Genomic DNA, 22,880 nt, shown 5'->3' on the forward strand with positions numbered 1-22,880 from the left:
TAAAAACTACCTGCTGATAAAATCTACTCAATAAAAAGGCAACCTATTGGTCGCCTTTTTATTGAGCCCTGCTAATCAGTATAAATGGAATTGACGATAGCTTAGCGCGGCACTAATAAACGATTATGAACCTCTTCTGCAAGCTTCGTCAAACCATGACTACGCCCACGTTCCATCGCCGTATCCATTTTACGCCCACGTAGCCAGCCAGCACGCAGCGCAATTGCTGCGCCAGCACGATTGCCAGAGCCACAATGCATAACGGTTTTTTTGCCATGATGCTGACGTAGGATGTTATCAAACGCCAATATCTTTAGCTGTTTTAAATCATTCGCACCGCTTATAGGTAGCTGCTCATAAGCCATACCAGCACCCTCGACCGCCGCTCGTTCATCAAAACTTAGCTCATCATCAGGTTGCAAGTTAATCACCAACTCAACGCCAGCGGCCGCCAAAGCGGCTACTTTTGCTTCATCGAGTGCACCGCAGACAATGGTATTCGCCTCTGGACGAAAATAAGGCTCAAATATATCTGCTAAATTGATACCATTATCTATAGCGCTTGCAGCATTTTGTTCGTTAATATCGTTTTGCTCATTGGCAGCGCTTTGGTCTATCACAGCTGAACTATCAGGCTCAGCTGCGCTTATTGCATTTTCATGTAAAGTCATAATTAGTGATGTGTTCGTGAAATATGAATGTTAAAAAATATGGCCTATTTTACTGGTTGTCAGCTTGCAATTTAATCACACCTGCAAGATGCGGCTTGTCATTCTTAGCGCTATATAAGCCAAACTCACAGCTATCTTCTGCATTTTTAAGCTGTGCGACTGGTTCGGCAATCAGCTCTACTTCAGCGGGCAAAAAGATAGGCAGTTTAAATGACACTTCAACCGTACAAGCATCTGGCAGCTCATCCATCAAAGCCAGACATTTGGCTTTTGACCACATACCATGAGCAATGGCTTTAGGGAAACCAAACGCGCGTGCTGATAGCGGGTGCAGATGGATAAGGTTAAAGTCACCTGAAACAAACGCATAACGACGACCGATATCTTCTGGTACTTCAAAGATGCTGTGCACACCGTCTTCATTGACTGCTGGCTTCACGGTTACTGGACGCGGCGTGCTTTTTTTATCTTTGCTGCTTGATTTTTTGCCGCGTGATAAATAAGTAGAGGTCCCTTCCCAAATGACTTCATCGTTTGATTTCACCGTGGTGACAAAATCAAACTGCTGACCTTGGGCATGGTCGCGCAAGTTATCAAATTTTACCGCCATGGCAACCGTTTCACGCTCACCGATAGGACGATACTGAGTGACGCTATTATCCACGTGTACCAAACCTAGCATGGCAAATGGAAACGGCTCTTTGACCATCATATTCATCTGCAACGTCTGTGATAAGACCGAAAAATACGTCACAGGCACTTTGCCATTATCAGCGAAACCACAAATCTTACGATAGTCATCAAGATTGCTTTGATCGATGTGCAAGTCATCTACATAATAGGTCGCTTGTGGCAATTGGTCGCGACTGATTTTTCCGCTATTACCAATAGGCAATAAACTTTTGACGATATTAGCATAAGTGGTATGCGCTTTTGGCAACGCATCATAATGTTTGTCTGACATAATAAATCCTAAGTGGGGCTTGAGCAAATTTTCTGGCTAGATGTAAAATGCGATGCATTCGTTTATTAGTAAGTGCTTTGACTGATACTTACTTTGATTAATATTTACTTTGATTAATACTTGCTTTAAGTAATATTGACACTTATTTTGATTAATATAGGTTTTGATTAAAAGGTAATTTCGCCCAACAAAGAGGGTCACTCCCTTTACCCAATCCAGCTATTTATCATTATAGTAATAACCCGCCGCCAACATAAAAAACCATCTAACAAACCGGGCAAGTTATTATTACTGTGTTTTTATCATAAAAAAGCCACCCTAGGGCAGCTTTATTACAATTTATCAGCAATTTTTTCGTAAGCATATGTGAGGTAAATCTAAAACCTTACTGGATATCATATACTTAGTGCAAGCTTAATTGAGATTAATCATCTATGTTATTAAGCAAAATTTTGCCTGCATTATATTTACTAAGCACCTAATAAGCTTTGACCACACACACGTACGATGTTGCCATTTAGGCCGCCAGAAGCTGGTGAAGCAAACCATGCAATGGTCTCAGCTACGTCTACTGGTAAGCCGCCTTGGCTCATTGAGTTCATACGGCGACCGGCTTCACGAATGGCAAATGGAATCGCTTCTGTCATTTGCGTTTCGATAAACCCTGGGGCAACAGCGTTAATCGTCATACCTTTCGCATTGTCTTCTAACTGTTTAGCAGTGGCATTGACCAAACCAATAACGCCTGCTTTAGAAGTCGCATAGTTACTTTGACCTAAGTTACCGGCGATACCTGAGATTGATGAGACGCAAACAATACGCGCATTTTCTTTTAGCACATCATTATCAAGCAAATAGCGGTTTAGCTTGGCAATACTGCCCAGGTTGATATTGATGACCATATCCCATTTTTGCTCATCCATGTTGGCAAGCGTTTTATCACGCGTGATACCAGCATTATGAATCACTGAATCTAGACCGCCACGTTTTTGCGCGGCTTCAGCGATTTCTTTGCCCGCATCTTCACTGGTGATATCGACTGTTAGCACTGAACCACTGATTTCGCTCGCGACTTTTTGTAAGTCAGCTTGCTGCTGTGGTACATCAAGACAAATAACGTGAGCGCCTTCGCGCGCTAAAACACGAGCAATGGCTTCGCCAATACCGCGACTTGCGCCCGTAACCAGCATGGTTTTTCCGCCCAAAGGCTGTGCCCAATCAACGTCAACGTTAGCGCCGTTGCTGACACGTACCACTTGTCCTGAGACATAGGCTGAACGGGCTGAGGTGAAAAAGCGTAATGTTGAGTCTAAGTTTTGCTCAGCGCCTTCGGCAACATAGATAAGCTGGGCCGTGATACCACGCTTAAACTCTTTACCGACCGACTTCACAAAACCTTCAAGCGCGCGTTGTGCCAATGCCGCTTCAATATCGGTGAGGTCTTCTGGTGGACGACCGATAACAATAACGCGACCTGATTTCTCTACGCGGCGCGCAACGGCATGAAAGAATTCATACACTTGCTTTAGCTCATCAGCATTACTGATATTACTGGCATCAAATAATAGGACTTTAAATTTATCATCGCCGCCTGTATTGGCCTTGGCTTTAACGCCGGCATCAGACAGCGCATCTTTCACATTATCACTGCTATTTACAAACACGTCAGCATGCAGCTCTGACAAAATACGGGCTACTGACTCACTGATGGCGGTATTATCACCATTAGCACGACCAACCAATACGCTACCACGTACCGCAGGCTGGCCACTATCAAAACGATCAAGCTCTACTGGCATAGGCAAGCCTAAGTTTTTTGCTACTTTTTTACCAATAGAAGACTGAACAAAATCACCATAACGGTCTGACATAATATAATCCTATAATTAACGAGTAAGATAAAAATTAACGGGTAAATAATAGTAAACAAAAATGCAATGCGCCTATTATAAAGACTCACCAGCACTATCATTGATAAAAATTATTAGCATTTAGTAAATGGGCCTAAAACTGCCTCAACTATACACTTCCATGCGAAACAAGTCCAAAAGCCACTAATGTCTATAACAATCTGTAGACAAGCCAGTATACAAGATGGCCACTTTTTCTCGGGTCAAAAACACCAAACTTATGCTAAAATCTAACGTATAAGTTATGGCAAACGCATTTATAGATAACAATATATTATCAAAAGCTCTGTTATGCAATGCAAATAATCAACACTAGCCAGTCGAAATGGCTGTTGTTAACTGACGTGAAGCGTTATTAACCCTTGCGATAGCTTAAACATAGTGTCACATCATTTGCCAAAGGCATACAGTAAGGCCGTAAAAAACGACTTATCATTAGCCACTGCATTTTAACCATTGTTATGTAATATAATCGCTGTCATTAGATAGCAATCATTCAGTAATAGTATCTGTATACGATTTTTTTAACGTTTTAAGACTTTTTATTAAGCACTTTTTTACTGCTTTTTTTCATTAATACGTTCTTCCCTTTTTTCTTCTACCCATACTTTTTAAGGATAATATTATGAGTAATAAAAATAATCACCCTGATAGCCCTGTTGTTGAAAGCACCGTTGTAAAAGCCAGCGATACAAAAAATACCGAATCAGCTGCGAAAGAGTCAGCTGCTAATTCAAAAGCGACTGAGTCGAAGAAAGCGGATACTAAAGCTGCTGATGTAAAAACAGATAGCTCTAAGAAAGACAACGCTAAAAAAGCCAGCGCTGCTAAAGATGACAACAAAGCCAAAGAAGCGGATACGACTAGCGCTAACAAAACCACTACTACTGCTAAAAAAGCCAGCCCAACCAAGCTTAGCTCAGGTCAACATCGCGTGGCTATCTTAGGCGGCAACCGTATTCCTTTTGCTCGCTCAAACGGTACTTATGCAGATGTGAGCAACACTGACATGCTAACCGCAGCGTTAGATGGTTTGGTTGAGCGTTTTAACTTACAAGACAAAAAAGTCGGTGAAGTGGTTGCTGGTGCAGTCATGAAACTGAGCCGCGATATCAACTTAACGCGTGAAGCGACATTAAGCACGGCATTGAACCCACATACCCCAACCTATGATATCTCACAAGCTTGTGGTACTGGCTTGCAAGCAACGTTTGCTTCTGCCAATAAAATCGCCCTTGGTATTATCGATTCGGCCATTACTGGCGGTGTTGATACGACTTCTGACGCGCCTATCGCAGTTGGCGATGGCTTACGTAAAGTGTTGATTAAATTGGGCGCTGCTAAAGACAATAAACAACGTCTAAAAGCGCTAATGGGTTTAAATCCAAAAGACTTACTTGATACCCCGCAAAATGGCGAGCCACGTACTGGTTTATCAATGGGCGACCATCAAGCGATTACCACACTTGAGTGGAACATCAGCCGTGAAGCACAAGATGAGCTTGCTTTTACTAGCCATCAAAACCTAGCGCGCGCTTATGATGAAGGTTTCTTTGATGACCTAATCACCCCATATAAAGGTCTAACGCGCGACAACAACTTGCGCCCAGATACTACCTTAGAGAAGCTAGCTAAATTAAAGCCTGTATTTGGCAAAAAGAACGCCAACCCAACCATGACAGCGGCTAACTCTACACCGCTAACGGATGGTGCTTCTTGTGTACTATTAGGTACTGATGAGTGGGCTGCAGCAAATGGTCTTAAGCCATTGGCTTATATCGTTCATCAAGAAACCGCTGCTGTTGACTTCATCGGTAAGTCTGGCGATAAAGAAGGCTTACTGATGGCGCCAGCTTATGCAGTACCGCGTATGCTTGAGCGTGCTGGTCTGACCTTGCAAGATTTTGACTTTTATGAGATCCATGAAGCGTTTGCTTCGCAAGTGCTATCAACCCTTGCTGCTTGGGAAGATGAGAAGTTCTGTTCAGAGCGTTTAGGTCTTGATGCGCCATTAGGTTCTATCGATCGTAGCAAGCTAAACGTCAATGGTTCATCACTTGCCGCCGGTCACCCATTTGCTGCAACCGGTGGTCGTATCCTAGCCACTGCTGCTAAATTACTGGATCAAAAAGGATCAGGTCGCGCGCTTATCTCTATCTGCGCCGCTGGTGGTCAAGGTGTAACTTGCATCTTAGAGAAATAATTACTCTAAGATATCCTTAGACAGTCAATAACGTTAAGCTTTTAAAATACCCTTTAATCTATTGATTAAAGGGTATTTTTTTGTCTAAATGAAAGTGTTATAAAGCGAATGCAACAAGCAAACACTGCTCACTCATAGCTGCATCATTAGATATGTTAAAATAGCTTTATAAAGGGCATTCATATAAAGAGCTGTCATCATAAAAGGCAGCCATAAAAATAGGTATTAGGAGTTTACTATGAGCAAGGATCCTTCATCGATTGATCAGCAAATCTTAACCACGACCAAGCGGCGTGAGCTATCAACGCTTGAACAAGGCAGCTTCATTACCCGAATGGATAAAGAGGTATTTGGCGATGAGCTGCGCCGAAAAATGCATCAAGACTTGATAGATAGCTATGATGAAGAGCTTGAAAATGAGATAGACGATTACGTGCGCGACTTTCGTTTTGATGGGCGCGAGATGAGTGAGCAAGAAAAGCTTGATCGCCGTACTTATTTTCAAGAGTTATTGCGACTGCAACGAGAGCTTATTAAGCTGCAAGATTGGGTGGTTGAATATGGTGAGCGTATCGTCGTGATATTTGAAGGGCGTGATTCTGCTGGTAAAGGCGGCGCTATTAAGCGTATTACTCAGCGCTTAAACCCACGTGTTTGCCGAGTGGCTGCCCTACCGGCTCCAACAGAACGTGAGCAATCGCAGTGGTATTTCCAGCGCTATGTGGCGCATCTGCCTGCTGCTGGCGAAATTGTCTTATTTGATCGTAGCTGGTATAACCGTGTGGGCGTCGAGCGCGTCATGGGATTTTGTACCGATGCCCAGTACGAAGAGTTTTTCCAATCGGTACCTGAATTTGAGCGCATGCTGGTACGTTCAGGTATTCGCTTGGTCAAGTATTGGTTTTCGATTACCGATGATGAGCAACATTCACGTTTTATGAGCCGTATTCATGACCCTCTTAAACAGTGGAAACTGTCGGCGATGGATTTGCAATCACGCCGCCGCTGGGAGGATTATACCAAGGCCAAAGAAACCATGTTTGAGCGCACGCATATTCCTGAAGCGCCGTGGTGGGTGGTCGAAGGTAATAATAAAAAACGCGCACGGCTAAACTGTATTGCCCATTTGCTTGAGCAAATCCCCTATAAAGAAGTACCGCGTGATGAGGTCGAGCTGCCTGAACGCAAGCGCGATGACGAATACTACCGCGAACCGATTCCTGATGATATGTATGTGCCACCGCGTTATTAAATAAACAAATTTATGCACGTATTATTTAATAAAATATGACGCATGAAAAAGCAGCCTTATATATTTATAAGGCTGCTTTTTTATATTATTTCGCTAGTATTTATAATAATCATAGCGAATACGATTGCTGATCTGTAGAAACACTACATGGTATAAGTCGACTGTAAACTATCAATCTTACCGGCCAATAAACGCTCGACCTCATTTTTAATTCTTAGCCCAGCGATATCTGTACCTATCTGCACCGCAAAACCTGCTGGACGGCCACTTTGGCTTTTAGAATTAATCCAAACCACCTTGCCGTTCATAGGCAAGCGTTCGCTAGAATTGGGCAAAGTCACGGCAATAAACACCTCATCGCCCAGTTTTTGTATTCTATCAGACGGCACAAACAACGCGCCATTGGTCACAAAGGATAAATAGCTTGCGTATAACGTTTCCATATCTTCAATATGACAGGTTAAAATCCCGCCACGTCCTGGCATTGCCATAGTTAGCTTCCTTTATGAGTGAGGTTTACTTTGTTTTGATTTATAAATACGCCAATTCTTGCATCAGCTTATCATAAGCGAATTTTTCTTGCACATTTTGTTGTAGGGCGATTTTTGTTTGTTGTAGACTGTTTATAAACGCCTCAAAGCTACTTTCAGCAGGTTTATAATTGCTTAAAGAGGCGGATAAATCGATGTCCTTTTGCAGCGCATCGAGACCCAAACATACACGGCGCATATCAACCAGCATCAGCTCCGACAGTTGAATAAACTCGCTTATACTCAGCTGGGTTTGCCAATAATCGCTTGCCGCAATGCTACTGCGTTTACCGCTACGTAACGCTTGCCACGTTGTCAGCCATAACGCGCGCTTGCTATACCAAGGCGCTTGTGCAAGGGCAACCGCTGCTAAAGGCGCACCATTTGCCAATTGTATCAGCTGCTCAATGGCCGCCGTGCCGACCGCCTCACGGTTGACCGTACTGCCTAAAGCATGAGTGACATAATCGACTGAAACAGCAGGATCAATCGTTTGCAATGCCAGCTGCTGAACGCGGCTTTTTATGGTTGGCAGTAACTGCGCCGGAGTATCACTGATTAAGAATAAATGCACTTGCGCTTGTGGCTCTTCCAAAGTTTTAAGCAGCGCATTAGCCGCAGCAATGGTCATTTGCTCTGCATAATCTAGCACACAAATCCGCATGCCCTGCCCGCCTTGATAAATAAACGGCTGTAGAGCACGGATATCATCGACTTTTATTTTTAACGCGGCGTTACTAGCAGCTTTGGCAGATTTTTTGTCTTTTGCGGTGCTAGTTGCTGCTTCTTTAGCATGAGCATTATCGGCACTGACTGGCATACTAATCATTGGCAAGACTTGTAAGCTTGGATGCGTCCCTGATCTAAGCCATTGACAGCTCTCACAAACGCCGCAAGCGCCGAGCGGATGGCTATCGCGCTCGCGGCATAATAACCATGCCACCAAGCGCCAGACAAAAGCACGCTTACCCATCCCTTGCATACCAGCCGCTAAGAGCGCGTGCGGTAAGGATTGCTGCGGCATTAATACCCGCTTGGTCAGCTGCGACCATAACTCATTTTGCCACGGTAGTAACGGTGCAAAGTAAATACTATCGCTCAAAGGCACTGTGCTGGTCATTTCAGTTATCTCACTTATGGTCATCGCTCAATGCTTTTAATGCGTTCACTACCTTTAACACGCTGAACACCTTTAATATATTCAATCTGCTAATACACTTAAAACCTTTAAAGACCGAATAAACCAATTATTTTTAATCAAAAATATTGGTTTTTTACTTAGGGCGTGTCCTCAATTCAATCGATGTACATCTAAATGGGCTAAAAATGGCTAAATTTTGCCAAACCTCGTCAAATAGCTGGGTAATATCCCGATATTAACTGCACTATTTTCCTCGTTTGGCTACAATTTATCTCATTTTTATCACCATTTTTAAAATGAGGACACGCCCTAGGCTATTATTAATTATCTATATCAGCAGTTTTGAAAATCTATTAAACTCATGGCATTTAGACGGTCCAAATCTTCTTGGGTATCGACGCCTGCTGGCAGATGACAGGCTGCTGGGGCAATAGCAATAAGGCCACCATTTTCTAGTACCCGTAACTGCTCTAAGCTTTCCAGTGTTTCGAGTGGCGTTTGCGGCCATTGTACAAACTGCTGTAACAAGCTGACGCGGTAGGCGTATAACCCTAAGTGGCGATAAGCATTTTTTGGCGCTTGCTGCTGTGTAGCGCTGTCCTTTGCCAATACTGCATCACGGTCACACGGAATCGGCGCACGGCTAAAATACAGTGCGCGCTGTCGATGGTTCGAGGTCTGACTGACAACTTTCACGACCGATGGGCGCATAAACGTCTCGTAGTCTTCGATAGGTTCACATAAAGTCGCCATCACGCTATCTGCATCTTGTACCAACAACGCTTTAACTTGCTCTAATAATAACGGCGGTACTAAAGGCTCATCACCTTGCATATTGACCACGATATCATGCTCAGCCCAGCCTTTAATAGCAGCGACCTCAGCCAAGCGGTCAGTGCCTGAGGCATGCGCGCTACTCGTCATCACCACATCAAAGCCTGCCTCTCTACAAACTTTGGCAATTGCTTCGTCATCCGTGGCAATACACATATCATCAGCAAAATCAGCCAACTGTGCCTTTTCAGCTACCCACAGTATCATCGGCTTACCATGGATAGTTAATAATGGCTTGCCAGGTAAGCGGGTGCTTTTAAAGCGCGCAGGAATAACAATATGCGTTTTGGCTGGCATTGTTTTAGTTGCTGACGACATGATTTATTCCTATAAAAATTATCTAAGCTTTTAGAATTTTAGCCATTATTGATATCAATATTTAAAGCTTTTAATTGCTGCTGTAAGCTGTCATAACAACTGTTCGATAACACTGCAGTCACTGGCAATACCCATAGTCGACTGACAAGCTCTTGATACTCTTCGCTAAGTGGTTGGCGACTAATCGCATCCAATAGCAGCGCCCTAATTTTAACCGCGTCTTTGCTAGTCACAATAATAGGCTGCTCGCTATATTGTAAAAGCTCATGCAGGCTAAAATCATAATGATCCGGATAAGCATGACCAATGACATCGAAACCGAGCGACATTAAGGTATCAAAAAAACGCTGGGGATAGCCGATACCGCTTACCGCATGTACCCGACTATTTGGCATAGGTGGCATAGGCATTTTTTCTTCTGTGACATTTGAGTCATCTATCTCAGCAGCAGAAGACCATAAAAGCTGTAATTTATCAGCTTGTAGATGCATGGTTAAACGCTTAGCTTGAGCTTGATTATTATCCGTCGCTACCATCTCTGCTTTTTCATGATAAACCACATTTGCGCCTTGTAAGCGTGACATGGGTTCACGTAAAAAACCGGTTGGTAGCAGCTGCTGATTACCAAAGCCGCGTGACGCATCAACCACTATCCATTCGATATCGCGTTGTAGCGCATAATGCTGCAAGCCATCATCAGCAATAATCAGTTGTAAATCAGGGTAAGCGTTTAATAAGGTTGTAATCGCTTGTTTACGATTGGGGCATACTGCCATAGCAGCGCCTGTCGTATTAACAATTAAAGAGGGCTCATCACCTACGATGCTTGGCAAACTATCAGCATGCACCAAAGCTGGCATCTGGCTGCTATCACCCCCATAACCACGGCTGATAACGCCCACCTTTAAGCCTTGCTTTTGTAGATGAGTGACTAATTCAATAATTAACGGTGTCTTACCGCTGCCACCTACCGTAATATTACCGATAACCATTACTGGAATAGGCGCACGATAACTTGAAAGCAGACCTATTTTATAAGCCTGCCGACGTATCATCGTAATGAATCCATACAACCAGCTCACAGGCAACAGTAGCCAGAGCCAAGCGGCCTGACGTTGCCATGCACGCGTCATTGTGGTTTCAATACTCATGATGATTTGTTACTTATCCTATTTATACGGCAAGTTTATTCAGTACATTTACTCAAAGTCACGCGCATACATTTGCGCATAATGACCCTGCAATTGCATCAGCTCAGCATGCGTGCCTAGCTCAACAATCTGACCACCATCTAAAACAGCAATACGGTCAGCGGACTCAATCGTCGTTAAACGATGCGCAATCACTAGCGTCGTGCGGTCTTTCATAACATTATCAAGTGCTTGCTGAATGTAATATTCTGACTCATTATCTAGAGCACTGGTGGCTTCATCTAAAATCAAAATCGGCGCATCTTTTAGTAATGCTCGAGCAATAGAGAGACGCTGGCGTTGACCACCAGACAGCTGCAAACCTTCAGCGCCTATTTCACTTTGATAACCATTTGGCATTTTCATAATAAAATCATGGGCAAAAGCGTCTTTTGCAGCCCGCTCGACCTCAGCTTGAGTTTTATCAGCCAAACTGCCATAGGCAATATTATTAAACACCGTAGTATTAAACAGCACCACTTGCTGATTGACCATCGCAATCTGCGCACGCAAGCTTTCAAGCTTAATATCTTCAATCGGCATACCATCAAGGGTAATTTGCCCAGAAGAAGTATTTAAGGTACGGGTAAGTAAATTGACTAAAGAAGATTTACCAGCGCCGCTACGTCCAACCAATGCCACGGTCTCGCCTGCACGCACATCTAAAGTAAAATCACGCAGCGCCACAGTTGAATCAGGATAAACCAAACTGACATTATCCAGTTTAATCTCACCTGCCAAAGTAGGACTAAGTACCCCGGTATCTGCTTCTTCTGGCTCATCTAGTAAAGCAAATATTGATTCACCGGCCGCGAGCCCTCTTTGCAACTGTTGATTGACATCAGTCAATGAACGCACAGGCTTACTTAATAGCCCCGCTGCCGCAATATAGGAGATAAACTCACCTGCTGAAATGTTATCTATCACCGCAGGGCGCAGCGCGAGCCACACCACTACCGCCATGGCTATTGCCATCAACAGCTGTACAGCAGGAGTATTGATGCTATTGGTCACAACGACCTTCATCCCTTGGCGCAGGTTTTTCTTCGACGTTGTATCAAAGCGCTTAGATTCATAGGCTTGTCCGCCGTAATTTTTCACCACTTGATAGCCATTAATCACTTCATTGGTGATATGGCTGACATCGCCCATGGTTTCTTGAATACCCTTTGAAAGCTTTAAATAACGCTTTGAGGCTACCCTTATGAGCCATAAAATTGGTGGCAATACGACGAACAAAATCAAGGTCAAACGCCAGTTGCTATAAAGTAAAAAACCTATCAAAGCCACGACCGTCAAGCCATCGCGCAATAAAGTCTTCATCGAATCGGTGCTGGCTGCAGTTACCTGCTCAACATCAAAAATAAGCTTGGATGAAATCGTCCCTGCTGGATTCGATAAATAAAACGAGCTTGGCAAACGCAGTAACTTATTGAAAACCTGCACACGTAGCTCATACACAAGATTGCGCGAGACCAACGCCGTATAGTAGTTACCTAAAAAGCTTCCTACGCCGCGCACGAAAAACAACAGGACAATAATAAACGGAAATAAATCCTGCTTACTTTGATCATTTTGATTGATGGCATCAGTGATATATTGTAATAATTTGGCAATCCAAATCTCTGTCGCCGCATTAATAGCAAAGCCTATTATGACTAATATTAACGCCCACCAATACGGTTTAAGGTAGCTTAGCAGACGTAATAAGGTCTTATGTTTAGGCGTACTTGATGGCGCTGCTGATAGCTTTATAGCAGAAGTTTTTTTAGAGTCAGGTTGATTAGCTTGGCTCATAAAAGCCTCGATTTAGGTATAAAGAAGGAATAAATGACACGGATGCAGCAGTAGCGCTTGGTTATAAGATAAAGCATCAAAGGCTTTTAGTTTAATGGTGATAATGCTTAATACGCTTTACCACCTTATTAAATACCATAAAAATTATTGTGCTGATGATTGCGGTAAAGGCTGACCAAGGGGCACCACCGTACTGATATTTAAATTTAAAAAACCCAATTTACCAGCGATATCCATAACGCGTACCACGGATTGGTGCGTGGCATTCGCATCGGCAGCAATTACAAAGAGCATATCACGATTACTTCCCGCCTCTTGCTGTAGCATACTGGTCAATTCAGCCTCGTTGCTACTAGCAAGGGTAATTCCGTTGACCAAATAACTGCCATCTTCTTGCACGGCCACTTCAATACTGTTTTTCTCTTCTGTCAGCGCCACACCTTCAGCTTCGGGAAGAATGATATTTAAACGACTGAAATGATTAAACGAGGTCGCCAGAAGTAAAAATACAATTAAAAATAATAAGCAATCAATCATGGGCGTGAGATTGATTTCAAGCGGCTCAACGGTCGGTTTTCTAAAGCGCATATCAGTCTCTTTAATGTGCTTAAAGGTATATATTTAATAAGCAGTGATTCATACTATTATTTTTATCATTAATTAGGGCGTGTCCTCATTTTAAAAATGATGATAAAAATGAGATAAATTGTAGCCAAACAAGGAAAATAGTGTAGTTAATATCGGGATATTACCCAGCTATTTAACGAAGTTTGGCAAAATTTAGCCATTTTTAGCCCATTTAGATGTCCATCGATTGAATTGAGGACACGCCCTACCATAATACAAACAATAGAGTTAAGTCGCTGCCGCCGTATGATTTAAATCTGAGGTGTCAATCGAAAGCTCATTACTTACATGACTCGATTTATCATCTACTGCTGCATGAGTCGTCAACTGAGATATAGCGGAACTGTTGATATTATCTAGCAATTGATAGTCATATAACTCTTGAATCATCAGTCCCGCTTGCGTTTCAAACTGCGCATTGATATCGATAATACGGCGCTGAAAATAACGATAAGCAACCAAAGCTGGAATAGCCACAATCATACCAGCAGCAGTGGTAATCAAAGCCTGTGACACGCCAGCCGCCAACATCGTTGGGTCTTGCATCGCGCCATCCGTAATCGCCAAAAACGATGAGATAATACCTAATACCGTACCCAACAAACCAAGCAATGGCGCAATCGCCCCAATGGTGCCAAGCATATTGATATTTTTCTCTAACTGATGCACCTGCACACTTGCGCGGTTTTGCATATGCATTGTCATCGAGTCTAAGCCGTATTGGCGGTAAAGCAGACCGGTCGCTAGAATATCACCCAAAGGGGTTTTTTCTTTGACATTCATCAACTGCGTACGACCAATATCACCGTTTTCACGTAGGCGGGTTATCAGCTGTTCGCGCAATCTATTGGGCGCAATCTTATTAAATTGTAAAGTATGACTACGCTCGATAATAATAACCAATGCCAATATTGAGCACACCACGATAGGTGTCATCAGCCAACCACCTGCTTTTACCAGCTCCCACATACGCACTCTCTTCTATGTTTTTATTAATTATTAAAAGATGATTATATATTTGTATAATTAGCGCAAGCTTATTAAAAACCTTAAGCTTGCGCTTCTATATGCTTAATTAAGGCCGCCAGCTGATCTTGGCTATGGAAGAATATCTCAACACTACCCTGCCCGTCTTTTTTGTGTTTGAGCTTGACTTCCGCGCCTAACATATCGGTTAAACGCTGGGTTAAGCGCTCAACATCGCGAGACTGTACTTGCTCAGGGCGACTGGTTTTTGGCGCTGGTTGTAAAATCGATTTGACTAACTTTTCAGCTTCGCGCACTGTCATACCAGCATCGATGATTTTTTGCGCAATGATAGGCTGCTGTTCTGATGATAATGCTAACAGTGTACGGGCATGCCCCATATCTAAAGCACTGTTTGCCAAATGATCTTTGACCGTATCATGGAGCTGATTGAGACGTAGCAAGTTTGAGACCGTGGTACGCGCCTTACCAACGACTTCGGCAATCATGGCATGACTCATACCAAACTCTGTATGGAAACGCTGCAGGGCAGCTGCCTGCTCAATCACCGATAAGTCTTCGCGCTGGATATTTTCAATCAAGGCCAGTGCAATTGCCAATTCATCAGATAACGCACGCTCAATCGCTGGTATAACCGATTTACCCGCCATTTTTGCCGCACGCCAGCGGCGCTCACCGGCGATAATTTCATGCGTAACCAAGGCCTCGCTTTTGTCTTCATTCGCCAATAATGGACGAATAACAATCGGCTGCATGACGCCATGTTGTTCGATAGAAGAAGCCAATTCTGCCAGCGCCGTTTCACTCATATCACGGCGCGGTTGATACTTACCGGCTTGCAGACGCGTGACATCGATTTGCACCAAGCTTATCTGGTCTTCAGAGGCGCTATTGTCTATCGCATTGGTACGGGTTTTATTAGCAGGGCTTTTCTTAATCGTCCGCGCTTTACGATTATGACTGTCAGTAGATTGCTCTGTCACTGGCGAGGCAGAAGGCTTTTTAGCTTCTGATATGTCAGTTTCTAGCATTGCAGCTGACACAGTAGGCTCGCGCACCACCGTATCATCTTGTAAGGCAGAGGCGGCAATTTGTTTTTCTTTTTTGATTGACCCTAATAAGGCATCTAAGCCTCTATTGGCAGCCAATCCTCTTTTCTTTGCCATGATTACCTATCCTCTAACGCTAAAATAAAAAGCCCAATGCTTACTACTGCCGGCTTACTAATAAATATAATTTGCTGTTTTTAATGTTTAAGCAAAACAATCTAACTGATGACTAGCAACTTATGACTAAAATTTATGATTAAAGACTTTGCTTCATCACTTCAGCTGCCAGCTTTTGATACGCGCGCGCGCCTTTTGACCATCTCTCGTACGCAATAACTGGTAAACCATGTGCCGGCGCTTCTGCTAGACGAATATTTCTTGGAATATGAGTCTTGTACATAATCTCGCCAAAGTGCGCCTCTAATTCAGCAGACACATCACGCGCTAAAGTATTACGCGCATCAAATAAGGTTCTGACCACGCCGCGAATATATAGCTTAGGGTTGAGTTCAGCGAGACGCTCAATTGTCTGTGACAAGTCCGCCAAGCCTTCTAGCGCATAATATTCACATTGCATCGGAATAATAACGCTGTCGGTGGCAACCAAGGCATTAATCGTCAGCAAGTTTAAGCTCGGTGCACAATCGATAATCACATAATCATAAGCAGGTTTATTGGCGGCGATTTGATCATTGACCAACTGCGCCATCGCCGTTTTAAACAACTCATGGCTGTTGGTCTTGCTCATTAAGGTGATGTCCATACCCGCCAAATCACGATTGGCACCGATGACATCAAAGCCAGCTGGACTATTCACAATCGCCTCAGACAGCGACACACCATCGAGCAGCACGTCAGCGATGGTCAGCTCTAATTGGTTCTTATCCACGCCCGTGCCACTGGTGGCATTACCCTGTGGGTCTAAGTCAATCAGCAGTACGTGCTTGCGCTTGGCCGCTAAGCTGGCGGTCAAATTCACTGCCGTCGTGGTTTTACCCACGCCGCCTTTTTGATTCGCAATTGCTATGATTTCCATACACTCACTCAATTTAATTAGGATCTGTTACTGATTTTTACTGAAGCATTTTTGCTGCTCATGCTTATTATATTACTCAAATACCTGACGCTTACCTATAAGGATGTTTAAACACCTGCGTATAAATGAGAAGACCACTTACTCATTACTATAGAACAATTGTTGCCTTATGGTGCGTTGCGTGCTCATAGCTTAGACATTTTTATAAGATAATTCAATTAAATGACGACTATCTTGTAAACGCGGCACATTTAACGGAATCGTCTTTATCTGCCAAGCGTCATTTAGCGCTTGCAACTCTTCGTCGCTCGGGGCTTTACCCTTCATCGCGCATAAATAACCATTATCTGCTAAGCGCGGCTGAGCCACTTCTACAAAATCAATCAGACTGGCAAAGGCTCTCGATGTTACCACCTCGTAGCTGGCTTCATGCGCTTCAATACGCGAGGCGATTGGGTGCATATTACTCAAACCAAGCTCGCTACTGATTTGCTTAATAAAACGAATTTTTTTCTGATTGCTATCAAGGGCGGTACATTGGCGCTCAGGCTGACAAATAGCGATAATCACCGCTGGCAAGCCCGCTCCCGTGCCAATATCTAGCAGCGACCCTGACGGTAAATGCGTTATAATAGCCAAACAATCGATGATATGTTTAATAAGCGCTTCGATTGGATCGGTAATAGCGGTCAGATTATACGCTTTATTCCATAATAAAAGCTGGTCTAAATACAATAATAACGTGCGCTGCTGCGTCGCGCTTAATGCAAGACCCAGCTCATCTATTGATTGCGCCAAGATATGTGCAAGTGTTGGCAATTGCGCACCGAGCTTTACAAAACCTGTCGGGTCAATATGAATTTTACCCGTGCTAGCAGATGATGAAGAGGTTTTAGTAGAATCTGACATACGGGTTATCCAGTTTTGACATGTGAACCGTCTATTTTATCATGCAGGCTGCCCATTGAATAGTTGCAGATTGCGCCAATGTACGCCATCTTATACTATCTACGCCTATATTGAAGGCTTATCTTCTTAGACCGTCAGCAATTTAACGTAGCAAAATGAATATTGCCTCAACCTAAGTAGTAAAAATACCCATCTCTCTATGATACAAAACTGCGCCTAATGTCTTATCTAAAACGCGCCTATATCTTGTAAGATGTCCTGATACATTATTAAAAAGATTCATTATTAAAAATGATTGATTGTTAGAAGCGCATTCTTACACTTAGCGCTCAAACAACAAAAGCTCAATAACCATTCCGCCCTCTTAAAACGACTTACTATATAACTATGACCGAACCGCAAAACACACCTATGAATCAAGACCCAAAAGATACCAATCCTATGGTAAGCCCTGTCAATAAAGTAACAGAGACAAAACCATTAGCAACGAATCTGCCTAAAAAAAGGCCATCTAAAACCAAGCTAGCCAAAAAAGAGCTGGCACGCAAAAAGCCGTCAGAAAAAGCTCAGCCAAATAGCACAGTAGATGCGCCTAGCACGCCTCATCCGGTATTTATCGATGTTAATGAGCGCTGCCTTATCGGTGCCGAGCAGCTTAAGCGTTATACTGATACGAATGAGCTACCGAGCGATACCCGCACTGCCCCCGATTTAGATGTCGGCTTTGGACAACAGCGCGCCCTTAAAGCGTTGCATACAGCACTGGATATTCATGCCAGCGGCTATCACGTATTTGCCGCGGGCGAAAATGGCTTAGGTAAACGCACCGTTATCAGTCGTTTATTGCAACGAATTGCCGCTGACGCACCAACGCCCGACGATTGGGTTTATGTGTATAATTTTGCCGATCCACGTACACCGCAAGCATTACGTCTACCTTCTGGTCAGGCGACAATACTACAACAGCAGGTCAATCAATTATGGCAGCAAGCCAAAAAACGACTCAGCCAACGCTTTCGTAGCGACCAATATCAAAGCAAAATCGAAGCCCTCAAAAATGATACCCATCAAAAAGAAAGTCAGGCTTACGACGACCTAAATACCGAAGGCAAACAATACGATTTAGCACTAACGTTTCGCGCATTTGACAATAAAGCGGTATTTGTACATCCTAGCCAGCTACCAAAAGAAGAGAGCAATAGTGAAGTTAAAGATGACAAAATCTCTAATAGCCAGAAAAATAAGTCAATAAAAGAGGAAGGTCAAAGAGCCAGTATTCCTAATGACAATATTCCTAATGACAATATTCCTAATGACAATATTTCTAATGACAATATTTCTAATGACAATATTTCTAATGACAATATTTCTAATGACAATATTTCTAATGACAATATTTCTAGTTCCAGTATTTCTAGTGCTGATGATAGCGTGAGCAAAGATGCTAACCACGACTACGGCAAGAGCGAGTACGAAGCTGAGCTGAATAATTTTGCACAAAAAAACCATATGCAAAAGCGCTTAAGTCAGCTGACCATCGCCTTAGAGCAATTAGAAGACGAAGCCAATGATGCCATTGAAGCCCTGCATCGCAATATTGCACGCCGAGCGCTACAGCCTTTATTTGCGCCTATTTATGAGCAGTTTACTGATCATCCATTAGTCGTCGAGTATTTAAAAACCGTATTTGCCGATATGGTTACGCATGTCGAGCGTATCGTCAATGGCGATGATGAGGAGTTTGTGACGGCAGTGCTTGCCACAACGCCGAGCCGCTATGCAGTCAACGTCATCGTCAGTCACGCGCCCGATAGTGGCGCACCGGTCATCTTTGAAGACTTACCGACGCATTTAAACCTATTGGGTCATGTCGAGCAAATCACCCAATTGGGCACAGTAACCACCGATGTCAGTATGATTCGAGCAGGCGCCCTGCACCGTGCCAATGGCGGTTATCTATTGTTAGAAGCCAGTCACCTGCTTGAGCATCCTTACGCGTGGCAAGGTCTTAAGCGCGCCTTGCAATCTCGCAAAATCAAACTCTCAAGCCTTGAGCAGATGCTGACCTTAACAGGCAGCTTATCGCTCGCGCCCGCACCCATTGACCTTGATATCAAAGTCATCTTGCTTGGCGAAGCAGATTTATATTACGAACTACTAGAGCTGGAGCCGGAGTTTGATGCAGTATTTAAAGTACGTGCCGATTTTCACGACGATGTAACTCGTAGCCCTGAGCACGAATTGGCATTGGTAGCAAAAATGGCAGACATCATTGATTATGCCAACCTTTATCCTTTTGATAGTAGCGCCCAAGCCGCTTTACTCGAGCATTTAAGCTTACAAGCAGAAGACCAAGACCGCTTAAGTTTACATAGTGACTTATTGATTAAGCTCTTACATGAATCTAACCGCCATGCACGTTTGAGCGGTAAAAATATTGTTAGCGCCATTCACGTCACCCACGCTATTGACGATATGGATGAGCGCTCAGGATATTTGCGCGACCTTTATTGGGATGAGTTAAAAAATGGCCAGCAGCTTATTCAGACCCAAGGCGATGCTGTCGGGCAAGTAAATGCGCTCACCGTCGTCAGTTACGCCGATAGCGAGTTTGGTATGCCCGCTCGTCTGACCGCAGTCATTCAGCCAAATATTGGCGCTGGCGAAATCCTCGATATCGAGCGCGATGTGGATTTGGGCGGTAGCTTACACGCCAAAGGCATGCTGATTATGACCAGCTATTTGCGCGCCTTATTTAGTCAGCATCATGCGCTCAACTTTAGCGCCTCACTCGCTTTTGAGCAAAGTTACGCCCATATCGATGGTGATAGTGCGACGGTCAGTGAAGGCTGTGCGCTACTCTCCGCCCTAGCAAACGTCCCTATCAATCAATCTTTTGCGATTACCGGCTCGATGAATCAGTTAGGCGAAGTCCAAGCAGTTGGCGGTATCAATTCTAAAATCGCTGGTTTCTTTGACGCTTGCCGCGAGCAAGAGCTGACGGGACAACAAGGCGTGGTTATCCCAATGGCCAACGTCAAACAATTAATGCTACGTGACGACATCATTGCCGCCGTTCAAGCAGGGCAATTTCATATTTATGGCGTACATACATTAAGTGAAGCCTTGACCTTAATGACCGGCTTACCTGTCGACACCATGAATAAAAAAGGTCGCTACCGTAAAGAAACCTTATTTGGCAAAGTACTAAGCCGTTTGATGCTTTGGGATGAAAATCAGAATGCTGATGACGAAGTCGATGATAAAAAGTCGAAAAAGAAAGCCAAGAAAAAGCGCCAAGCCAAACGTCAGAAAAAACAAGATAAGCAAAAAAAAGCCAAGAAAGAGAAAGGTGACCTAGATACAAGCCCAGATGCAAATATAGAGACAAATACAGAAGTGCATCCCTAGACGTTGTCACGCTTTTCTGCGATGATTGGCTTTTTATGATGCGCTATGTTAATTAATAAAATGCTAATAAACAGCTAGCAACCAAACCCGTGACTGAATAAAGGTTATCTTTAATGACTGCACATTCTACTGACGCCGATAGTATTCAAGCTCAAGCAACTGTTGATGAGTCAGCAACTGCGCTAGTGACTGAAGAAGTTGCTGAGCAAAATGAAGAAGTTACTGCAGATAATAAAGCGTCTGAGGAAGCAGCAGATAATCGTCATGGGGCAGCGACGACAGCGCGGCAATGGCAAGTGTTATCGCAGTTACAGCGCAATCGCTGGGTAGGGACAACCCATGTTTACGAGCAGCTTATATTGGCAGGCTTTGATATCAGTTTGCGTACGGTGCAACGCGATTTAAACGCCCTTGCCAAACGCTTTCCTATCGAAAAAAACAATGCCAATCCACAAGGCTGGCGCTGGAAAGATGATGCGCCGCTGCAAAGCTTACCGCATATGAACTTATCACAAGCGGTTGCCTTTAATATGGTCGAAGCCAATCTAAGTCAGCTGCTACCGCCGGTTATTTTAGATGAGCTATTTCCTTGGTTTGACTTGGCACGCAGGCAGCTCAAAAACAGTAAAGTCACGCATTCATGGATTGACAGAGTGCGTATCGAGCCTGCAACTCAGCCCTTGATTGCGCCGCACATTGATTTGGAAAGTAAAGATAACATTTATCATGCGTTATTTTATCAATTACAAATACAAGCCAACTATACCCGCAGTGATAAATCACAAGCTAGCGAATATACCTTAAACCCTATTGCTATCATTCAGCGTGGGGTGATTATTTACCTATTGGCAACGCGCACTGATGATCCAGAAGTGATTATTCGTACCTTTGCTTTGCATCGCTTTACCAGCGTTGAGATACTAGAAAGCGCGGCTAAAACCCCAGACAATTTCCAACTGGATACCTATCTAGATGCAGGCGGCATGGGCTTTAGCCATCCTTTATTTAGCCAGTTACCTGATCATGGCAAACATACCGCGGTTGAGCTACAATTTACCAAACAAGCGGGCAAAAGCTTAACGGAAAGTAAGCTTAGTGACGACCAAACCGTTACTATTAATAGCGATGAAACCCTGACCATACAAGCGACTGTCAACTTAACCTCGCAGCTGGTTTGGTGGTTACGTGGTTTTGGTAGCGGTTTATTAGACGCCAAACCCGCGCTACTGTATCAAGCCGTATTAGACAAGCCAATAAATGATGAATAGCGACAATAAAGAAAAACAGCTCATTATTAATGATGATAAAAATCTAATAGTCATACGCAAATGCACTGACGCTTATACTATTTAAAATAACCATTTTAAATTTAAAAACCCAAAAGGAATATTATGTCGACCACTATCCCATCACCACTACTTTCAGACAGTTTAAGAGGGCTGGGTTTAGATGCGGGGACGTTATTCTTTGCGCTAAATTATGAATTTACCAAGATTGAGCAAAAAGGCTTATTTAAAAATTTAAAGAAGCGCTTCAAAAAAAATGAAGGCGCAATTGATATCGATTTGGCCTGCGTACTGTATGACGATAACTGTACCATCAGCGATATTGTTTGGTTTAAGCAGTTACGTGATAAAGCAGAATCGGTCAAACATCAAGGCGATAGCCTCAATGGCAAAGACCGCGGTGAGCAAGCCATGTATCTTGCGCCGCTTGACCAAGAGCAAATCCGGCTTTATTTGGATAAAATCCCCGCGCACATCACGCATATCGCTTTGATTGCCAATTCTTATCATGGGCAGCCTTTTAGCAGAGTCAAAAAAGGGGAGATTCATTTAAGCGATGATGAAGGTAATCGCTCTTTTGAAGTTAATTTAAAGCAGCTGCCGCGTGACTGCGTTACACTTTGGGTGGCACACTTGCGCCGAGAGGTGGACGATTGGCATCTGACTTTACAAAATCTGCCACTGCCAGCGACAGATTTATCGACAGCGGCACAAGAAGTGGCGCATGAATTGGCACGCGCCCTGCCCGTTCCGCAAGGTATTTAA

Annotated in this window: 18 protein-coding genes; 5 read left to right on the top strand and 13 right to left on the bottom strand. The window is 43.6% G+C overall.

From position 1 onward, the window contains the following. Positions 1–101 precede the first annotated feature (101 nt). The 3 genes from JMX50_RS04660 to JMX50_RS04670 all read right to left on the bottom strand — a co-directional run bounded on the left by JMX50_RS04660 (position 102) and on the right by JMX50_RS04670 (position 3,506). Positions 102–671: a beta-lactamase hydrolase domain-containing protein gene (locus tag JMX50_RS04660; protein ID WP_201628615.1), complete on the bottom strand. Its 570-nt coding sequence runs from the start codon at positions 669–671 to the stop codon at positions 102–104. A gap of 49 nt (positions 672–720) precedes the next feature. Further along, positions 721–1,635 carry a MaoC family dehydratase gene (locus JMX50_RS04665; protein WP_201619912.1) on the bottom strand — a complete coding sequence of 305 codons (915 nt, stop codon included), beginning with the start codon at positions 1,633–1,635 and terminating at the stop codon, positions 721–723. Between the two features lie 470 nt (positions 1,636–2,105). Further along, positions 2,106–3,506, bottom strand: coding sequence for a 3-oxoacyl-ACP reductase (locus JMX50_RS04670; protein WP_201628616.1), 1,401 nt, complete (start codon positions 3,504–3,506; stop codon positions 2,106–2,108). A gap of 664 nt (positions 3,507–4,170) precedes the next feature. On the opposite strand from JMX50_RS04670, the gene JMX50_RS04675 reads away from it, so the two are divergent. Next, complete coding sequence (locus JMX50_RS04675) at positions 4,171–5,748, top strand: acetyl-CoA C-acetyltransferase (protein WP_201628617.1); 1,578 nt, start codon at positions 4,171–4,173, stop codon at positions 5,746–5,748. Positions 5,749–5,986: 238 nt separating this feature from the next. Then, positions 5,987–7,000, top strand: coding sequence for a polyphosphate kinase 2 (gene ppk2 / locus JMX50_RS04680; protein WP_265088579.1), 1,014 nt, complete (start codon positions 5,987–5,989; stop codon positions 6,998–7,000). A gap of 143 nt (positions 7,001–7,143) precedes the next feature. Here ppk2 and JMX50_RS04685 read toward each other — a convergent pair whose 3' ends face one another. The 10 genes from JMX50_RS04685 to rsmG all read right to left on the bottom strand — a co-directional run bounded on the left by JMX50_RS04685 (position 7,144) and on the right by rsmG (position 17,418). Then, positions 7,144–7,491: a PilZ domain-containing protein gene (locus JMX50_RS04685; RefSeq protein WP_183617741.1), complete on the bottom strand. Its 348-nt coding sequence runs from the start codon at positions 7,489–7,491 to the stop codon at positions 7,144–7,146. Positions 7,492–7,531: 40 nt separating this feature from the next. Further along, a complete protein-coding gene (locus JMX50_RS04690) occupies positions 7,532–8,650 on the bottom strand; it encodes a DNA polymerase III subunit delta' (RefSeq protein ID WP_227670908.1) in 1,119 nt (372 codons plus the stop codon). A gap of 354 nt (positions 8,651–9,004) precedes the next feature. Continuing rightward, positions 9,005–9,823 carry a 3-deoxy-manno-octulosonate cytidylyltransferase gene (gene kdsB, locus JMX50_RS04695; protein WP_201628618.1) on the bottom strand — a complete coding sequence of 273 codons (819 nt, stop codon included), beginning with the start codon at positions 9,821–9,823 and terminating at the stop codon, positions 9,005–9,007. Between the two features lie 38 nt (positions 9,824–9,861). Beyond that, positions 9,862–10,974: a tetraacyldisaccharide 4'-kinase gene (lpxK, locus tag JMX50_RS04700; RefSeq protein WP_201628619.1), complete on the bottom strand. Its 1,113-nt coding sequence runs from the start codon at positions 10,972–10,974 to the stop codon at positions 9,862–9,864. A gap of 48 nt (positions 10,975–11,022) precedes the next feature. Continuing rightward, positions 11,023–12,810, bottom strand: coding sequence for a lipid A export permease/ATP-binding protein MsbA (gene msbA, locus JMX50_RS04705; RefSeq protein WP_201628620.1), 1,788 nt, complete (start codon positions 12,808–12,810; stop codon positions 11,023–11,025). Positions 12,811–12,954: 144 nt separating this feature from the next. Then, positions 12,955–13,398: an ExbD/TolR family protein gene (locus tag JMX50_RS04710; RefSeq protein WP_201628621.1), complete on the bottom strand. Its 444-nt coding sequence runs from the start codon at positions 13,396–13,398 to the stop codon at positions 12,955–12,957. A 267-nt stretch (positions 13,399–13,665) separates the two neighbouring features. Further along, positions 13,666–14,406 (bottom strand): MotA/TolQ/ExbB proton channel family protein, encoded by a 741-nt coding sequence (locus JMX50_RS04715; protein WP_201628622.1) that lies wholly within the window; start codon positions 14,404–14,406, stop codon positions 13,666–13,668. Positions 14,407–14,486: 80 nt separating this feature from the next. Beyond that, the gene (locus tag JMX50_RS04720) at positions 14,487–15,590 is read right to left on the bottom strand and encodes a ParB/RepB/Spo0J family partition protein (protein WP_201628623.1); all 1,104 of its coding nucleotides are present in this window, start codon (positions 15,588–15,590) and stop codon (positions 14,487–14,489) included. A gap of 139 nt (positions 15,591–15,729) precedes the next feature. Beyond that, entirely contained in the window at positions 15,730–16,509 is a 780-nt protein-coding gene (locus JMX50_RS04725) for a ParA family protein (RefSeq protein ID WP_201628624.1), read from the bottom strand. A gap of 192 nt (positions 16,510–16,701) precedes the next feature. Beyond that, complete coding sequence (gene rsmG, locus JMX50_RS04730) at positions 16,702–17,418, bottom strand: 16S rRNA (guanine(527)-N(7))-methyltransferase RsmG (RefSeq protein WP_201628625.1); 717 nt, start codon at positions 17,416–17,418, stop codon at positions 16,702–16,704. 387 nt (positions 17,419–17,805) lie between these two features. Between rsmG and JMX50_RS04735 the strand changes: the two genes are divergently transcribed. The 3 genes from JMX50_RS04735 to JMX50_RS04745 all read left to right on the top strand — a co-directional run bounded on the left by JMX50_RS04735 (position 17,806) and on the right by JMX50_RS04745 (position 22,880). Further along, positions 17,806–20,829 (top strand): ATP-binding protein, encoded by a 3,024-nt coding sequence (locus JMX50_RS04735; RefSeq protein WP_227670909.1) that lies wholly within the window; start codon positions 17,806–17,808, stop codon positions 20,827–20,829. 113 nt (positions 20,830–20,942) lie between these two features. Beyond that, positions 20,943–22,097 (top strand): helix-turn-helix transcriptional regulator, encoded by a 1,155-nt coding sequence (locus tag JMX50_RS04740; protein WP_227670910.1) that lies wholly within the window; start codon positions 20,943–20,945, stop codon positions 22,095–22,097. 123 nt (positions 22,098–22,220) lie between these two features. Next, positions 22,221–22,880 carry a TerD family protein gene (locus JMX50_RS04745; protein ID WP_201628626.1) on the top strand — a complete coding sequence of 220 codons (660 nt, stop codon included), beginning with the start codon at positions 22,221–22,223 and terminating at the stop codon, positions 22,878–22,880.

Origin of the sequence: Psychrobacter maritimus, from assembly GCF_904846345.1 — a bacterium.
Taxonomy (GTDB): domain Bacteria; phylum Pseudomonadota; class Gammaproteobacteria; order Pseudomonadales; family Moraxellaceae; genus Psychrobacter; species Psychrobacter maritimus.

Bases quoted from the DNA above. Each gene is read 5' to 3' on its own strand.
- JMX50_RS04660 (WP_201628615.1), bottom strand. From the start codon at position 671: ATGACTTTACATGAAAATGCAATAAGCGCAGCTGAGCCTGATAGTTCA.
- JMX50_RS04665 (WP_201619912.1), bottom strand. From the start codon at position 1,635: ATGTCAGACAAACATTATGATGCGTTGCCAAAAGCGCATACCACTTAT.
- JMX50_RS04670 (WP_201628616.1), bottom strand. From the start codon at position 3,506: ATGTCAGACCGTTATGGTGATTTTGTTCAGTCTTCTATTGGTAAAAAA.
- JMX50_RS04675 (WP_201628617.1), top strand. From the start codon at position 4,171: ATGAGTAATAAAAATAATCACCCTGATAGCCCTGTTGTTGAAAGCACC.
- ppk2 (WP_265088579.1), top strand. From the start codon at position 5,987: ATGAGCAAGGATCCTTCATCGATTGATCAGCAAATCTTAACCACGACC.
- JMX50_RS04685 (WP_183617741.1), bottom strand. From the start codon at position 7,491: ATGGCAATGCCAGGACGTGGCGGGATTTTAACCTGTCATATTGAAGAT.
- JMX50_RS04690 (WP_227670908.1), bottom strand. From the start codon at position 8,650: ATGACCAGCACAGTGCCTTTGAGCGATAGTATTTACTTTGCACCGTTA.
- kdsB (WP_201628618.1), bottom strand. From the start codon at position 9,823: ATGTCGTCAGCAACTAAAACAATGCCAGCCAAAACGCATATTGTTATT.
- lpxK (WP_201628619.1), bottom strand. From the start codon at position 10,974: ATGAGTATTGAAACCACAATGACGCGTGCATGGCAACGTCAGGCCGCT.
- msbA (WP_201628620.1), bottom strand. From the start codon at position 12,810: ATGAGCCAAGCTAATCAACCTGACTCTAAAAAAACTTCTGCTATAAAG.
- JMX50_RS04710 (WP_201628621.1), bottom strand. From the start codon at position 13,398: ATGCGCTTTAGAAAACCGACCGTTGAGCCGCTTGAAATCAATCTCACG.
- JMX50_RS04715 (WP_201628622.1), bottom strand. From the start codon at position 14,406: ATGTGGGAGCTGGTAAAAGCAGGTGGTTGGCTGATGACACCTATCGTG.
- JMX50_RS04720 (WP_201628623.1), bottom strand. From the start codon at position 15,590: ATGGCAAAGAAAAGAGGATTGGCTGCCAATAGAGGCTTAGATGCCTTA.
- JMX50_RS04725 (WP_201628624.1), bottom strand. From the start codon at position 16,509: ATGGAAATCATAGCAATTGCGAATCAAAAAGGCGGCGTGGGTAAAACC.
- rsmG (WP_201628625.1), bottom strand. From the start codon at position 17,418: ATGTCAGATTCTACTAAAACCTCTTCATCATCTGCTAGCACGGGTAAA.
- JMX50_RS04735 (WP_227670909.1), top strand. From the start codon at position 17,806: ATGACCGAACCGCAAAACACACCTATGAATCAAGACCCAAAAGATACC.
- JMX50_RS04740 (WP_227670910.1), top strand. From the start codon at position 20,943: ATGACTGCACATTCTACTGACGCCGATAGTATTCAAGCTCAAGCAACT.
- JMX50_RS04745 (WP_201628626.1), top strand. From the start codon at position 22,221: ATGTCGACCACTATCCCATCACCACTACTTTCAGACAGTTTAAGAGGG.